We start from the raw sequence: 13,698 nt of genomic DNA, 5'->3' as shown, positions 1-13,698 counted from the left end.
GGAAGGACCATTTTCATTTCCACCATCTTGTTTGAGGGAAATCCGTTGAACCAATCACTACTGGTTCGCCTAATTGAGGTGTGCAGACCTGGACACCAAGATCATTGGCCGCTTTTGTTACCCGTTCTATCGGATCTGTCCAGTCATGAAAAGATAATGTGAAACCAGCCCAATGAATGGGGAGCATCCGTTTTCCTTGTACATCGATATGTGCTTGAACAGTTTCTTCTGGAATCATATGGATGGTTGACCAGCGTTCATCATATTGGCCGCATTCCATTAAAGTTATATCAAAAGGCCCGAATTTTTCGCCTATTTCTTTAAAATGGCTGCCATATCCACTATCTCCGCTGAAAAAGACCTTTTCTTGTTTGCCTTTAATTACCCAAGAACACCATAGTGTCGTATTGCCATCGCCTAAACTTCTTCCAGAAAAATGCCTTGCAGGCGTACAGACAAATTGCAAATCCTTGAATGAAACCTCATCCCACCAATTATGTTCCTGAATCAGTTCTTGTTTAACGCCCCATCTTTCAAGATGTCCGCCGACACCTAGTGGGACAATGAACTGACTGACCTTATCCTTTAATTTCTTTATTGAGAAATAATCCAAATGATCGTAGTGATCATGTGAGAGCAGGACGGCATCGATAGGAGGCAGCATATCCAAATCAATAGGCAGCTCCCCGCTAAAACGTTTGTTCCCAAACCAAGGAAAGGGAGTTGGTGCTTTGCCAAACATGGGATCCACTAAAATGGTTTTCCCATCTAACTCCAACATGAATGCAGAATGACCAAACCAGGTGATTTTATTGGAATTCATAGATCCAGGTTCTTTTGTTCCAATTACGATTGGCTGGTCGGGCCTCCTTTTTGGATTGGGTTTTATGAAATCACGTAAAATCGAACCAGTATGCTTAAGACTCATCGCTTGACTGGCTGGAATCTGATTTTGGAATTTTCCCTTGGAAAAATTCTCTTTTGTAGTGTAACTTTTCACTTTTTCTTTGTTTATCCTTCTTCCAAGTGGAGGATAGAGGTTTAGGAAAAGTAATAATAGTATAAAAGAAGAAATGAGGATCTTAATAATTTTCATCATGATAGCTTCCTCCCATTTTAATCATGCCTTTTTATTAAAACATATCATATCACAGAATATATAAAGTTATTTACTATGATGTCCCACAAGAAAAATGATTAAAATATACCCTTCTGAAAAAAGGGGCAATGGAGCTGAAACATTTGATTCATTTGCTGTAAACCAGCATGGGGAAGCGTGTTTTTCTGCTAGTGAAAATTTCTGGCAAGCGTTAAAGTTTCACCCGTCTTAGGCAGGGAATAGAGGTATATATAATGAATAATATAGAGAGATATGGAATGTAGCAGCTGAAGGGTAGGGTGATAAATCGATTGTTAATGTTTTTCAGAGTCTTTGTGTGGGTAGTATTTATTGCTTTATTAGCTTATGTCATACTTTCTTGGAAATATAAGGATAAGGTAAGTAAAAGGATTGAAGCGATTCGAAAAACCTGGTATATCATTTTTATACTGGGAGCTTTGATTTATTGGAATTTCTATCCGATGAGCATTTTTAATGAGTGGAAAAATTTCTTGATTATGGCTATCGTATTCATCCTGATTGATATGTTTGTGTTCTTGAGCATGTATATATCGAAGATTGGCGATAACGAGCTGTCCTATGCAACAAAAGCGGTTGCGGAAAGTGACAAACTTTTAACGGATAATAGGGAAAAGGTCAAAAATATGTTTCATCTCCTAAAGAAAGAAGGAATACCTGAGTATTATCAATCGAATAAGGAATACTTGGCTTATTTGAGCATTCTCCTTCAAGCGTATGCAGCTAAGGAAGGGATGAACGTGGAAATCCTTCCTTTCAAAACGGAACAGGACAAGCAATTGGTGATTAATGGGCATCCGAACTTGAATGGCAGTACCATCCGTGCTACATTGGAAAGAGAAGATACGTATTATAATGATGAAGAAAAAATGGCTTTGCAGCCTGTAAGCATTTTAATGGAGCCTTATATCCTTGACGTTAAATCGGAAAGCTTCGTTTCAGAAGTCGATTGTTTATTAATAGCATTATTAATCATGATGTTCGATATGGTCATAAAACAAAAACCAGGTGGTGAGGATAAATGAGCATTTATGATAAAGCCGGTAATGACGTGTCAGTTGCCGTAATCAAACCACAGGTGAAAATACCCGATGTAGGTTTAAGTCCCCACACTAAAAAAGTGATGAAACAGAATGAACGCATTATCCTGAAAGAAAAAGAAAAAGCTGCACGATTCAGCCGATTAAAAAATGTTTTATAAGATGGGAAGGGGTTTTTCCTTTCCTGATGATATTTAATGGAGAACCCGCATATACTATTCAAAATCAAAGAATAGGAAGGGTCTTTCAGAATATGAACAAAAAACCCGAGAGAGTTAACATCCCGGTCCCCTCCGCTTCACCATCCGAAAAACGGATACATAAGGGAAATGCCGATCTGCTTAAGCTTTTGCAGAGGCTGAGAGCTAAACGTTGGATTTTTTTAAGGTAAAAGAAAGCCAGTCTCCAAGGAGAACTGGTTTTTTTATTTTTCAGATGATCACTGCTGGTGGAAGTAGTGAATTTTCTTGCGTCCAGACTTCTTGGCCATATACATGGAACGGTCCGCTTTTTTCAAAAGTGACTCCATTTCCGTACCATTATGAGGATAAAAACTTATCCCTATGCTAGCTGATTCAAAATGATCCTTTCCATTAATGGTAATGGGCATAGTGGATAAACGGTTCAAGATTAATTCAGCGTTTTGCTGAGTGCTTTTCATTAAATCCTCACAATGCGCGGGATGTAATAATACAATGAATTCATCACCACCAATTCGAGCCACATGACTGCCTTCGGGAACCGTTTGCAAAAAACATTCAGCGGCCTTTTTAATAACGTCATCACCAGTATCATGACCATAGGAATCATTGAAAAATTTAAAATCATCAAGATCAATGTAAAGAAGGGCCATTTCATCGTTTGTTTTATCTTTATGATAATCAAAATAATTATAAATGAAGTTCCGATTATAAAGACCTGACAAAGGATCCCTGATAATCCCTTTTTCAAGATTGATGCTATGACTAATCAAAGCTGCCAAAGACTTAAGGAGGATCAGATCATATTCTTTAAAATCATGAATTTTAATGTCGAATGCACATAATGTTCCAATGATTTCACCCTCAATAGTAAGGGGAGCTCCCATAAAACACCCATTTCCTATAAACTTCGTTGCGGGGTGGCCACTAGTCAATTCATGTTCCCCCAAATTCGGGATAACAAGTGGTTCCAAGCCATTCTCCACAACTAATTTGCAATAAACCATATTATAAGGAAGGATGTCACCTTCACAAATTAATTTTGCATTTCTATTGAAGGATTTGATCATGAAACTATTTATCGGGCTCAATATAGAAACGAAGAATGTATTGACCTCAATGGTTTGACCTAAAAGTGCTAATACTTCTTTAGCGATGGAATCGAAATTCTTATAATAGTTGATATCTTGCTGAATCATTCTCAGGCTCCTCATTTATTTATAGTCTTTTTAGATTTCCGGATTAATTCTCATATGAAACACCAAGGACACAAAATCGGAATCTCAATACCGTGACAGTTGTCCGAATTTCCACTAAACTCAATTAAGTGGATGGATTCGTTTTATGGATGAATAATGTTATCGAGAAAGTTTAAAAATTGACCTTTCCTTTATTTTCGGCTTTTTTTTAATATCATTAAATTGTTATTAGCCTGTTTACAAAATAGCTAAACCTATGTATCCATTTCTGGATTTCCGGGATGGGCATAAACCATAAAGTCCAAGTCAATGATCAGTCAAGAATTATACTGTAAATGAAATGGTAAGAGTAACTCCGATGTACATTGCAAGTAAATCATCTAGGCATTTCTTCACTTTCTCATGATAACAGAGCACTTGAATTTAAATAGATAAAACGAATGTACCCGCGCTCATTTTAAACAAAAATTTGGGGAGGATAAAAGGAAGTAATAAAGTACATATTGGATAATTCAAAAGGGGATCATTATGGGAAAATTAGAAAGTATATATCCTATTGCGATTGAGAATACAAAAGAAAAGATAATCCAGGATATGGATTTTTATTTAGAGAATCAAGAGACAATGCCTTCTTTTTCATCATATATATCTGACAGGGCGACCTTTATTGAGCAAATTTGGATAAATGTTTGGATAAATAAAGCATCAAATGATGTGCCCAGAAAGGAAAAAAGGGCTTTTTTAAGCGAAAGGGGCTTTGTAACGGAAGGTTCAGATCATAAGCTGATCAATAGCATGTTCCGAAACGAATTAAAGAAGTATCGCCCGTTTGATGGCTTAACATGGATTAAAAAAACCTTTGCTGACAATCAAGAAGAGTGGGAAAAGAAATATAAAAAAGCAAGGGAAAAATTCTTTAGACGACAAGAAGAACAGAGGCTTGCCAAGCAGCGTTGGAAGATACGCGCGAGGCTTCAAGAAGAAGCCCATACATTTTTCGAAAATAACTCCCTTCAATTATATTTACATGTCAGGTATTATATTGCCGGTATATTGACAAAAGATATTAAGAATAAGCCTAAATTCCAATATGTCGATCCATACTTGCTTGAAGAACAATTGGTGGAAGAGGGGGGCTTTCAAGCTGCCGAATACCTAATGGTCACTGATTTTTTTGAAGAGCTGACAGGCGATATTCACTCGTTAGTCGGTTGGGGAAGGAATCGTTATGAATATGAAAATTACTTCTTCAGGTATGAAAGATTAGTTTCCGAATTCATAATGAAAGTAGCCCCTGACAAATACTTGAACCATCTATCTGCTGCATTGCATCATGATTTTTTGGAGTCATATGGGGAAAGGCTGACGGTTGCTGCCCTTCAAGGTATACTAAGCGATGAATTGGCCGATTTGTCTCAGTCCTGTTTTGATGAACTTCAAGAAGAATACCTGTCTGATTTACTGAAGCTTGAAGGAATTCCTTTTAATGAAACATTGCACGAAGAAATATACGAAAAAGACGTGGAGAACAGGGAGAGAAGAAAAGCTGAAGTATTGGCAGAGCAAGCCAGGAAGCGGGCAGAAGAACAAAGGATGATCGATGATATCATCGGTAAGGCCTATACTCCATCATTAGGGAAAAAAGTTCGATATGTTTTGCATATAGGAGAGACAAATACCGGAAAGACGCATAAGGCCCTGGAAAAAATGAAAGATGCGGAAAGCGGTTTGTACCTGGCTCCCCTTAGACTGCTGGCACTTGAAGTGTTTGATAAGTTAAATGCTGACGGTGTACCTTGCTCATTAAAAACAGGTGAAGAAGAAAAGGCAGTGAAGGGTGCTAAACATGTCTCTAGCACCGTTGAAATGTTTCATGAAAAAGACTACCACGAAGTAATCGTCATAGATGAAGCCCAAATGATTGCCGATAAAGATCGAGGCTTTTCATGGTTTAGGGCAATCACGCAAGCTAATGCAAAAGAAGTACACATAATCGGGAGCAATAATATCAAAATGATGCTTCTGAACCTTCTGAATGAAGCTGATTTGGAACTCCACGAATACAGACGTGAAATACCGCTTGAGGTAGAACAAAGGGAGTTTGGACTGAAATATACGAAAAAAGGGGATGCGCTCATTTGTTTTTCGAGACGGCAGGTACTCGAAACCGCGTCACGGCTAAAAGAGAGTGGACATAATGTCAGCATGATATACGGAAGTATGCCTCCTGAAAATAGGAAACGGCAAATAGAGCTATTCAATCGGGGTGAAACATCAGTTGTCGTAGCCACCGATGCAATCGGAATGGGATTGAATTTGCCAATACGCCGTATCGTCTTTCTTGAAAATGAAAAATTCGATGGGACACGAAGAAGGAGGTTGACTTCTCAAGAAATCAAACAAATCGCAGGTCGAGCAGGTAGAAAGGGAATTTATGACACTGGGAAGGTAGCATTTACTGCAGATATCAAAATCATGAATAAGTTGCTGGAACAAGTTGATGAGCCAGTTCAAACCTTTACAATCGCCCCAACCTCTGCTGTATTTGAACGATTTCAGAAATATTACCGGAACCTAGGGACATTTTTCGAAATGTGGGAGAGGTTTGAGCCCCCTAAAGGTACGAAAAAGGCATCGCTTTCGGAAGAAAGGGAGCTTTACGAACTGATACGGGATACTGAAATCGAAGCGCGTTTTTCTTTAATGGATTTATATGGTTTCCTGCATATTCCTTTTTCGGCAAAAGAACCAAGTCTTATCAGGCAGTGGCTGGAAACGGTCGAAGCGATTGCCGAGAACAGTGACCTTCCTGAACCGGTCATCAAGACAAGGAACTTGGAGGAATTGGAGCTATCTTATAAAGCGATAGGTCTTCATCTATTATTTTTATATCGGATGGGTAAGCGGACAGAAGCTGTTTATTGGGAGCGTATCCGTGAAGAAATCAGTGATGGCGTTCATGATCAGTTAAAAGACGAAATGTTGAATTATCAAAAAAAATGCAAGCGCTGTGGAAAAAGGCTGCCGGATGACTCGCGTTTCCAAATATGTGACGCTTGTTATCATAGAGGGCTTAGGAAGACGCACAGATTCAATTAAACAAATTCTTTCAATCGTAATAACCCGAATAAAATGCCCTTGGCGCTTCATTCGGGTTATTAGTGGTTGTCTAAATCACTTAGTTGTTTGTTTCGATTTAGCAATAATTGCTGCTTGGTGCTTCATTCGTTTATCAGCATTCTTATCATGCACCACTAAGATTGCATGAATTAAACCAGGGACATAAAAAAATAGTGTGAGTACCAAATTAAGCACAGCCTGAACGGGCTTACCGGCTAATAATACGGCTAATGGAGGGAAAATAATCGCAATTAAATAAAGAATGGCGAACACTCTCCAATATCATGATTTTTACTGACTATTACGGTTTGACTCTTAGTATCGACTTGATAAATATATGCTCGTGAGCCGGATACATACCAACTGAGCATTCTGGTTCAAAAGAAGCAGTCTTTTGCCCCTCATAATGGCAGGGGGGGGCTAGATAATGATTTGTTTTCCCGACAGCGGTCAATGTACCGCTGCTTTTTGTGTTAGAATAATCAGAATACCAACTGATGAAAGCGGGAGATTTATGAAAAAAAGGATAGGCTGTTTGCATGCACACTATACAAATATAAAATACATAGAAAACGCATTCTCGAAATACGATATTGAATGGCTTCATTTTGTAGATCCGGGATTGATGCATCGGGTGTCATCGGATGAAACGTTCATCAATTCGGATGCTCAAAAAAGGGTAAAGGAACAAGTCGAATGGATTGCCGAATGTAAAGTGGATGCCATTCTGATAACCTGTACAAACTACATCGCCTTTTTAAACGAAGAACAACCCTCCTTACCCATGCCGATCATTAAAATCGATGAACCATATTTTGAGCAAATTTGCCAATCGCAGCAACCGCAAATGATTTTATTCACGAACCCAGCAACTGTAGAAGGAACAATCAACCGCTTAAATACCCATGCTGAAAAATATGGCGCTGTGGATTTTGAAGTTATCATTATCGATCATGCCTTTGAATTGATTATGCAGGGATTGAGAGAGAAATATAACCAGGAAATCATGAACTTCCTATACCAGTTTAATAACGAAGAAAGACCGCTGTCGGTGGCTCAACTATCCATGGCCGAAGCAGCTATGAGTTATGAGCTTAAGACAGGAAAGATAGTTTTAAATCCATTGCATGCATTAGTGGATTACATGATCGATCGACTGGAACTAAGGTCATTGAGTGTCGAATAAAGGATTTCTGGTGCCGCATGAACGTAAATTCAAATATATGTGTTTGTATAGTAGGAAAGAAAAATTCCTGCTCGATCAGGTTAAATCCCAATGCAGGGATTTTTTTATTATCCCTTTGTGCGGATTTGTTCACGGATGTTTTCAAGCTCTTCAAGGGATAGATCAGTCAGGGAATTTTTTATTTCTTCTTCGACCCGTTTTCGATCAAGCTCTCTATATTCGCTCCACCAATCCCGCAGCCCTTCGGTGTTTTCGAGAAGATACTCTATATCAATTTCTTCTTGCTCATCATCAGATAAATATCGCATGACCGCACCTAATAATCGATTGAGTTTAGCTGTTTCACTTTCCGTAGCGGGTGAATCCGGGGTATCTTTCACTTCTACATCATCTTTAGCAGGAACATTCCGAGGTGTCATAATATCCTCCTGTTTTTAATACTAGTGTGCCTAAAAAAAGGGGTTTCAATATCTGTTTTTGGTATTTTAAAAATTTCATCTGTTAAAATATTTATTGCCATTAAAAATTTTAACAGATACCTCGCTAGAATATACATAATTTATCATCATCCTTTAATAGGTTTAACAAAATAATGGGTAGGTAAGAGGGGGGCATATTCTATAAAACTGACTGGACAAGTGAAGGACTTTAGGGAATGAATGGACGGGACAGTGCATAAATTTAAATGAAAGGAGTGGATATATGAAAATGTTTATTAAATTAAGTGTTGCCAGTGTCTCCGGAGCCGTCGTGTATTTGATATATAATGTCAACCAAACGCTGCGTAAAGGAATGGGAACGCTTGAAGAAACAAATAAGACACTGGAAGAGGTGAGGAATGCCGTACATGGATTGACGCAAGAGTCCAAACAATTGATCCACTCTGCCAATCAAATTACAGCGGATGTAAAAGGGAAGATGGAAAATGTCGATCCATTGCTAGAATCCGCTCAAGATGTTGGGGAAATGATTCATAATGTAACCAATTCCATGAAGGAAGCCAGTTTGGAAGGCCGCCACAAGGAATTATCCGCTCCGACAGCTCCTTTGATTCGAACTGAAGCTGAAGGGGTTCAAATCAAAATCAAATAGTACCATTCAACATTAGTAACCGGCACCCCGGGATTCACTAACCTATTTGAAGTAATCGTTTCTACTATTTAATTTAGAGGGGGGCTTTATCTTGATAATTCAATATAGTGTGGCTGCGATCGCTTTAGCCTTCATTTGGTTGGTCGTATTTTTAATCAGTATCCTTCAAAAGGGAATGGTCACGATAGGAGAAGCCAATCGAACATTGGTTGAAGTGAGAAATGCCATCCACGATCTATCCGGCGAATCGAAACAACTTTTGCAAACTGCAAATGAAATCACCGACGATGTAAAAACTAAAATGAAAACGGTTGAACCATTATTGGATTCTGCCCAAGATGTTGGTGAAGCGATACATTCGGTTACAGACTCTGTAAAAAAAGCCACTAATGGTTTCCGTACAGAGTTTTCCCCGAAAAAAATCAATGCAATCAAACCCAAAAGCCAATTTAGATAAAAAGAAAATAGTAAAAAAGCGAAAGACACTACCGGGAATTGGTGTGTCTTTTTTGATGGTATGTATAAAAGCCGTACTTCTTATGCTTCATATGGATATCGCGCGTGGTTTAATCTATAACACCCATTTATCTCATACAGATCTCTTAACACCCTGTATGAGAATATGGAACAATCATAAAATTTTTATGGGTTTTAGGACAAGTACTTATTTATCTGTCTTGTCACCTGCAGCATGACCGGATGCATTTGAGTCATTGGAATGTTTGACGCCTTTACTTACATATGGTTTGGCGCTTTTTTTCTTATTGGCACTTGTTTTCCAACGATTCCAGCCCTTCTTTCCAGTTCCTGTGCCGGTACCTTTACCCGTTCCGCTCTTAGCCTTAGCTTTACTCATGAAATCACTCCATTACTATTGTACGGTTCGTTTAAACCATTTTACTTGATTATTACCCAAGTATGTTGAAATATACAGTAACGAAAGTGATATGTACAGGGAAAGGCTCAATTTTTTTATACTGAATCTTTATATTCCAATAACAGCAAGAGATTTTGCTTTGGTTTTTGCCTCACTTTATCGATATTGATCTTGATTTCGTCAGTAAGATGCTAATGCCGATTTTTTTGCAAATGGTCAAGTAGTGCATGAAAGTTAATAATACAGCACCTGTATTCATTCCTAAAATGATTCCCCCCATATTAAGGGAAGCCTGAGACCCTAGGATATACATCATTAAAAAGGCAACAATATGGGACCATACGGTATGGATGAATGCATCCTTCACTAAACCAAGGCCGATGAGATAGGCTTGCATGGGAATCACGAAAAAATGAAAAAGGAAATAAGGACATAATAATTTTAAATAGTATGCGGCAGATGTCGAAGAAAAAAAGAGGGAGGTCAAAGGTTCCGCAAAGAAATATATGAAGATCACAGCCGGAACTCCATACAGTACGGTGAAAGACATCGATTTTTGCAATAAAACCCTCAATTTTTCCTTATCCTTCCTCTTGTAAGCATTCGAAACATTCGGAATGAGCATGATCATTAAGGAATGAGCGATAAAGGCTGGGAAGAAGCCGATCGTCATCGCTACTCCAGTAAGCATCCCAAAATGCTCTGTAGCCACTACCGCACCAAATCCTGCCGAGAGAAGGGCAGTGTGGATCAAAAAAGGTTGGATCGCATTTGTTATCGCATGAAAGATCCTCAACCCCATGGTGGGCAGCGAAACCGCCAATAACTTTTGCCGGGCATGTTTACCGGTTGTTCGCGAGTTTGTACCGCGCCTCATGATTCGCATTTGAAGAATCAAAAGGTTGATCAAGTATAGAAAAACGAGGAACTCACTGCCAATCAAAACAAAAAAGGCCATCAACAATGACTTTTCCTGGTTAAAATGAAATAAATTAAAGATGAGGAAAAGCAAGCCAAATTGAATGATATCCTTTAAAAAGTTGGAAAAGGCAATTTTACCCATTTGCTGGACGCCCATGAAATAGCCTCTTGCAATCGACGAAAAGGCAACTATTGGGATCAAAGTGATGAGCAGCCATTTAATATAGGGATGGTATTTGTCCATTATGGATGAGAAGGATAGTATGAAAGGCATGACTACACACATGACCAATACGACGACTGCAGCCATTTTAAGTGCATGAATGATAAGATTATAATGCATGGCCGGTTTATTTTCCGCAACGAATTTTGAAATGGAAATATGTAATTCGAGGCTAGCGATCACATATATCAAAAAGAAAATTGGCAATATGGACATATAAAGCCCCATGCCCTCTTCGTGTAATTCCCTGGCCAGGAGCATGTTCACTAAAAATTCGATACATTCACCAAAAAACGCTGCGACAATCAAAATGAGCGTTCCTTTATAAAAAGACTTCATGTTGGTCCACTCCTAACAAGGTGTTTGTATAAAGATATGAGACATGCCATGGAATATTCATGAGGAACTGCATATCCCGGCGATACAAAATGCGGGTATCCCTAGGGCAATCCTTATTAATCGCTGTTGAAAGATAAAAAATTAAATCAGGGTAAAGGTGGGAAATTGGATGAAATCGATTGGTTATACTCATTTCTAATGGGAAAATCCTTACCCATACAATTTTCATCAAAAATTCCTTTTCAAAAGTGTCAGATGTATCATGAACATGAGAATGGGACATGAAATTCGCTTTGAAATTCATGCTATATTTTGCTATCCTTTAGCAGAGGGGATGATCAATATGAAATTCACATCTATTAGTCAATCAAATATAGATGAATTGTGCATTGCGTTTGAAAGTTGTCTTACGAAACATGACATTACATTTAAATATGTAGATATGACGGAAGAGAACGGAATCATATCGTTTATTTTTTGTGATGACCCGGAAAATGCGAGATCGGTCGACATGGAAAGTGAACGCTTCATTGGATTGGATACCGATTACATAGCCAAGGAAATTTTAGAGCCAATCCTGCCTAAATTAAAGGAATTTGCACAATATAAAATCATCGATTAAGATGATTTTTTTTGTTTTGATATTTGTTTTTATTGCCTGGATGGAGCTGGATATTTAACTTCCTATTATATGCGTATTATTAAAGAAGGGTATAGTTTGGAAAACTAAAAAAGCTGGAAGGGAAAAGGAAGAGTTCTTACAGCGGTTTACAGCTATGCAGGAAATGGTGATTATATAAAAGAAATACCCTGGGTGTGATAACATCCAGGGTATTTCTTCTTTGAAAAGCCATCAAAAGGTAAAAATCGCTTTTCACCACTTACTCCACTCCGCGGAATTCTGGATCAAATGACCATTTTTTTACCGGCATTTAATTCAACTTCCTGCTTGGGAGTTTCAATTTTCTTGATTTTCTTCACTCTAAAGTGATAAACCGCATAACATCCAATGAAGAATGCTCCCCCGCAATAAAGGGCCATTCGCTGCTCAGGAACAAATGCTAAACTGATCATGACGATGCAGTTTGCTATTAATGCAAGTATGGGGATGAATGGGTATAGCGGAACTTTAAATTTCAGATCTTCTATCTTTCCGCCTTGGCGGGTATAAGATCTTCTAAAAGCAAGAAGACTAGCCGAAATGGCAATCCAGCCAATTTGTGCACCTAACCCTGCAAGGGAGAGAAGAAAGACAAATATTGTGTCTGCAGCCACTACACTTGAAAGTAAAGACAAACCGGCAATCGCCAAGGTGATGAGCAGGGCATTGAGCGGAATCCCTCTCTTATTCACCAAACCGAGCTTCGGACTTGCCATACCTTCCCTTGAAAGCGAGTAGAGCATACGTGTCGCAGCATAAAGTCCCGAGTTCGCCACTGACAATAGTGCTGTAAGAATGATGAAGTTCATGATGTCAGCTGCATACGGAACTCCGACACTATCAAGAACAACAACGAATGGACTTTCTGAGATTCCGGCTTTTTCCCTTGGGATCAGCGCCGAAAGTACAGTGACAGAAAGAACAAAGAAGAAAAGGGTTCTCCAAACGGTTTGTTTGATGGATTTTGGTATGACCTTTTCCGGGTTTTCACTTTCTCCAGCGGCTATTCCGATTAATTCAGTGCCCTGGAAGGAAAAGTTCACTGTAATCATTGTGATGAGCAAGGCCGATATCCCATTGGGGAAAAGTCCCTCAGCGAAAAAGTTTGAGAAAAATGGAGCTTCTTGTCCACCTTTCATATCAATCATACCAAACATAGCAGCACCGCCAACGATGATGAAAAGAATGATGGCCAATACTTTTATGCTGGAAAAAACAAACTCCGATTCGCCAAATGCCTTTGCTGATAAGGCGTTTAGTGAAAAGATGAGAAAAGCAAAGATTGCACACCACATCCAGACGGGTGATTCAGGAAACCATCTTTGCATTAGCTGTCCTGCTGCCAGAAACTCTAAGGCTACGGTAACGGCCCAACCTAACCAGTATAGCCATCCGATGGCAAATCCGGTTCCAGGACCGATGAACTTAGTCGCATATGTCTGAAACGAACCGGAAACAGGCATGGCAACGGATAGTTCACCTAGGCAAAGCATGGTTAAATACATGATGAAGCCGCCGACTATGTAAGAGAGGATAGCACCAAAGGCTCCTGCTTCATGAATGGTATAGCCTGAACCAATGAAAAAGCCCGTACCAATACATCCCCCTATTGAAATCATAAATAAATGTCTTGCTTTCATGCTCCGTTTTAATTCATTTGGTTGATTTTCTGCTGTTTTCATTGAAAAACTCCTTTACCTGA

Annotated in this window: 14 protein-coding genes; 7 read left to right on the top strand and 7 right to left on the bottom strand. The window is 38.9% G+C overall.

Annotation, left to right across the window (positions count from 1 at the left end; translation table 11 throughout):
• Nucleotides 1–13: 13 nt before the first annotated feature.
• Nucleotides 14–1,099, bottom strand: coding sequence for an MBL fold metallo-hydrolase (locus tag ACFVS1_RS09635; protein WP_352923668.1), 1,086 nt, complete (start codon nucleotides 1,097–1,099; stop codon nucleotides 14–16).
• Nucleotides 1,100–1,416: 317 nt separating this feature from the next.
• Here ACFVS1_RS09635 and ACFVS1_RS09630 point away from each other — a divergent pair, with 317 nt between their 5' ends.
• Both ACFVS1_RS09630 and ACFVS1_RS09625 read left to right on the top strand, forming a co-directional pair.
• Nucleotides 1,417–2,163, top strand: coding sequence for a type II toxin-antitoxin system SpoIISA family toxin (locus tag ACFVS1_RS09630; RefSeq protein ID WP_387549273.1), 747 nt, complete (start codon nucleotides 1,417–1,419; stop codon nucleotides 2,161–2,163).
• Nucleotides 2,160–2,339 (top strand): hypothetical protein, encoded by a 180-nt coding sequence (locus tag ACFVS1_RS09625; RefSeq protein ID WP_241588636.1) that lies wholly within the window; start codon nucleotides 2,160–2,162, stop codon nucleotides 2,337–2,339. Before ACFVS1_RS09630 ends, ACFVS1_RS09625 begins: the two co-directional genes overlap by 4 nt.
• A 278-nt stretch (nucleotides 2,340–2,617) precedes the next feature.
• Here ACFVS1_RS09625 and ACFVS1_RS09620 read toward each other — a convergent pair whose 3' ends face one another.
• Complete coding sequence (locus ACFVS1_RS09620) at nucleotides 2,618–3,577, bottom strand: sensor domain-containing diguanylate cyclase (RefSeq protein ID WP_387546777.1); 960 nt, start codon at nucleotides 3,575–3,577, stop codon at nucleotides 2,618–2,620.
• A 528-nt stretch (nucleotides 3,578–4,105) separates the two neighbouring features.
• Between ACFVS1_RS09620 and ACFVS1_RS09615 the strand changes: the two genes are divergently transcribed.
• On the top strand, nucleotides 4,106–6,676 hold the full coding sequence (locus ACFVS1_RS09615; protein ID WP_387546774.1) for a helicase-related protein: 2,571 nt from the start codon (nucleotides 4,106–4,108) through the stop codon (nucleotides 6,674–6,676).
• 75 nt (nucleotides 6,677–6,751) lie between these two features.
• On the opposite strand, the gene ACFVS1_RS09610 is transcribed toward ACFVS1_RS09615, so the two are convergent.
• The gene (locus ACFVS1_RS09610; RefSeq protein ID WP_352923762.1) at nucleotides 6,752–6,961 is read right to left on the bottom strand and encodes a YqaE/Pmp3 family membrane protein; all 210 of its coding nucleotides are present in this window, start codon (nucleotides 6,959–6,961) and stop codon (nucleotides 6,752–6,754) included.
• A 250-nt stretch (nucleotides 6,962–7,211) separates the two neighbouring features.
• Here ACFVS1_RS09610 and ACFVS1_RS09605 point away from each other — a divergent pair, with 250 nt between their 5' ends.
• Complete coding sequence (locus ACFVS1_RS09605) at nucleotides 7,212–7,883, top strand: hypothetical protein (RefSeq protein ID WP_387546771.1); 672 nt, start codon at nucleotides 7,212–7,214, stop codon at nucleotides 7,881–7,883.
• A 107-nt stretch (nucleotides 7,884–7,990) separates the two neighbouring features.
• Here ACFVS1_RS09605 and ACFVS1_RS09600 read toward each other — a convergent pair whose 3' ends face one another.
• Complete coding sequence (locus ACFVS1_RS09600) at nucleotides 7,991–8,302, bottom strand: hypothetical protein (protein ID WP_387546768.1); 312 nt, start codon at nucleotides 8,300–8,302, stop codon at nucleotides 7,991–7,993.
• A gap of 283 nt (nucleotides 8,303–8,585) precedes the next feature.
• Here ACFVS1_RS09600 and ACFVS1_RS09595 point away from each other — a divergent pair, with 283 nt between their 5' ends.
• Nucleotides 8,586–8,975, top strand: coding sequence for a DUF948 domain-containing protein (locus tag ACFVS1_RS09595; RefSeq protein WP_137024467.1), 390 nt, complete (start codon nucleotides 8,586–8,588; stop codon nucleotides 8,973–8,975).
• 91 nt (nucleotides 8,976–9,066) lie between these two features.
• On the top strand, nucleotides 9,067–9,432 hold the full coding sequence (locus ACFVS1_RS09590; RefSeq protein ID WP_387546765.1) for a DUF948 domain-containing protein: 366 nt from the start codon (nucleotides 9,067–9,069) through the stop codon (nucleotides 9,430–9,432).
• Nucleotides 9,433–9,639: 207 nt separating this feature from the next.
• Here the strand turns inward: ACFVS1_RS09590 and ACFVS1_RS09585 are convergent, their stop codons facing one another.
• Complete coding sequence (locus ACFVS1_RS09585) at nucleotides 9,640–9,831, bottom strand: DUF3934 family protein (RefSeq protein ID WP_387546762.1); 192 nt, start codon at nucleotides 9,829–9,831, stop codon at nucleotides 9,640–9,642.
• Nucleotides 9,832–10,003: 172 nt separating this feature from the next.
• On the bottom strand, nucleotides 10,004–11,335 hold the full coding sequence (locus tag ACFVS1_RS09580) for an oligosaccharide flippase family protein (protein ID WP_387546759.1): 1,332 nt from the start codon (nucleotides 11,333–11,335) through the stop codon (nucleotides 10,004–10,006).
• Between the two features lie 343 nt (nucleotides 11,336–11,678).
• On the opposite strand from ACFVS1_RS09580, the gene ACFVS1_RS09575 reads away from it, so the two are divergent.
• Nucleotides 11,679–11,957, top strand: a complete 279-nt coding sequence (locus tag ACFVS1_RS09575) for a hypothetical protein (RefSeq protein WP_157830982.1) — start codon at nucleotides 11,679–11,681, stop codon at nucleotides 11,955–11,957.
• Nucleotides 11,958–12,241: 284 nt separating this feature from the next.
• Here the strand turns inward: ACFVS1_RS09575 and ACFVS1_RS09570 are convergent, their stop codons facing one another.
• A complete protein-coding gene (locus tag ACFVS1_RS09570; protein ID WP_352923652.1) occupies nucleotides 12,242–13,678 on the bottom strand; it encodes an amino acid permease in 1,437 nt (478 codons plus the stop codon).
• Nucleotides 13,679–13,698: the final 20 nt, after the last annotated feature.

It is taken from the genome of Peribacillus sp. NPDC058075 (assembly GCF_042885195.1).
GTDB lineage: Bacteria > Bacillota > Bacilli > Bacillales > DSM-1321 > Peribacillus.
Note: the sequence above shows the minus strand (reverse complement) of the source record. Positions and strands in the feature narration are given on the sequence as shown.

Excerpts from the sequence above, each read along its gene's own strand:
- ACFVS1_RS09635 (WP_352923668.1), bottom strand. The coding sequence starts at position 1,099 with ATGATGAAAATTATTAAGATCCTCATTTCTTCTTTTATACTATTATTA.
- ACFVS1_RS09630 (WP_387549273.1), top strand. The coding sequence starts at position 1,417 with ATGTTTTTCAGAGTCTTTGTGTGGGTAGTATTTATTGCTTTATTAGCT.
- ACFVS1_RS09625 (WP_241588636.1), top strand. The coding sequence starts at position 2,160 with ATGAGCATTTATGATAAAGCCGGTAATGACGTGTCAGTTGCCGTAATC.
- ACFVS1_RS09620 (WP_387546777.1), bottom strand. The coding sequence starts at position 3,577 with ATGATTCAGCAAGATATCAACTATTATAAGAATTTCGATTCCATCGCT.
- ACFVS1_RS09615 (WP_387546774.1), top strand. The coding sequence starts at position 4,106 with ATGGGAAAATTAGAAAGTATATATCCTATTGCGATTGAGAATACAAAA.
- ACFVS1_RS09605 (WP_387546771.1), top strand. The coding sequence starts at position 7,212 with ATGAAAAAAAGGATAGGCTGTTTGCATGCACACTATACAAATATAAAA.
- ACFVS1_RS09600 (WP_387546768.1), bottom strand. The coding sequence starts at position 8,302 with ATGACACCTCGGAATGTTCCTGCTAAAGATGATGTAGAAGTGAAAGAT.
- ACFVS1_RS09595 (WP_137024467.1), top strand. The coding sequence starts at position 8,586 with ATGAAAATGTTTATTAAATTAAGTGTTGCCAGTGTCTCCGGAGCCGTC.
- ACFVS1_RS09585 (WP_387546762.1), bottom strand. The coding sequence starts at position 9,831 with ATGAGTAAAGCTAAGGCTAAGAGCGGAACGGGTAAAGGTACCGGCACA.
- ACFVS1_RS09580 (WP_387546759.1), bottom strand. The coding sequence starts at position 11,335 with ATGAAGTCTTTTTATAAAGGAACGCTCATTTTGATTGTCGCAGCGTTT.
- ACFVS1_RS09575 (WP_157830982.1), top strand. The coding sequence starts at position 11,679 with ATGAAATTCACATCTATTAGTCAATCAAATATAGATGAATTGTGCATT.
- ACFVS1_RS09570 (WP_352923652.1), bottom strand. The coding sequence starts at position 13,678 with ATGAAAACAGCAGAAAATCAACCAAATGAATTAAAACGGAGCATGAAA.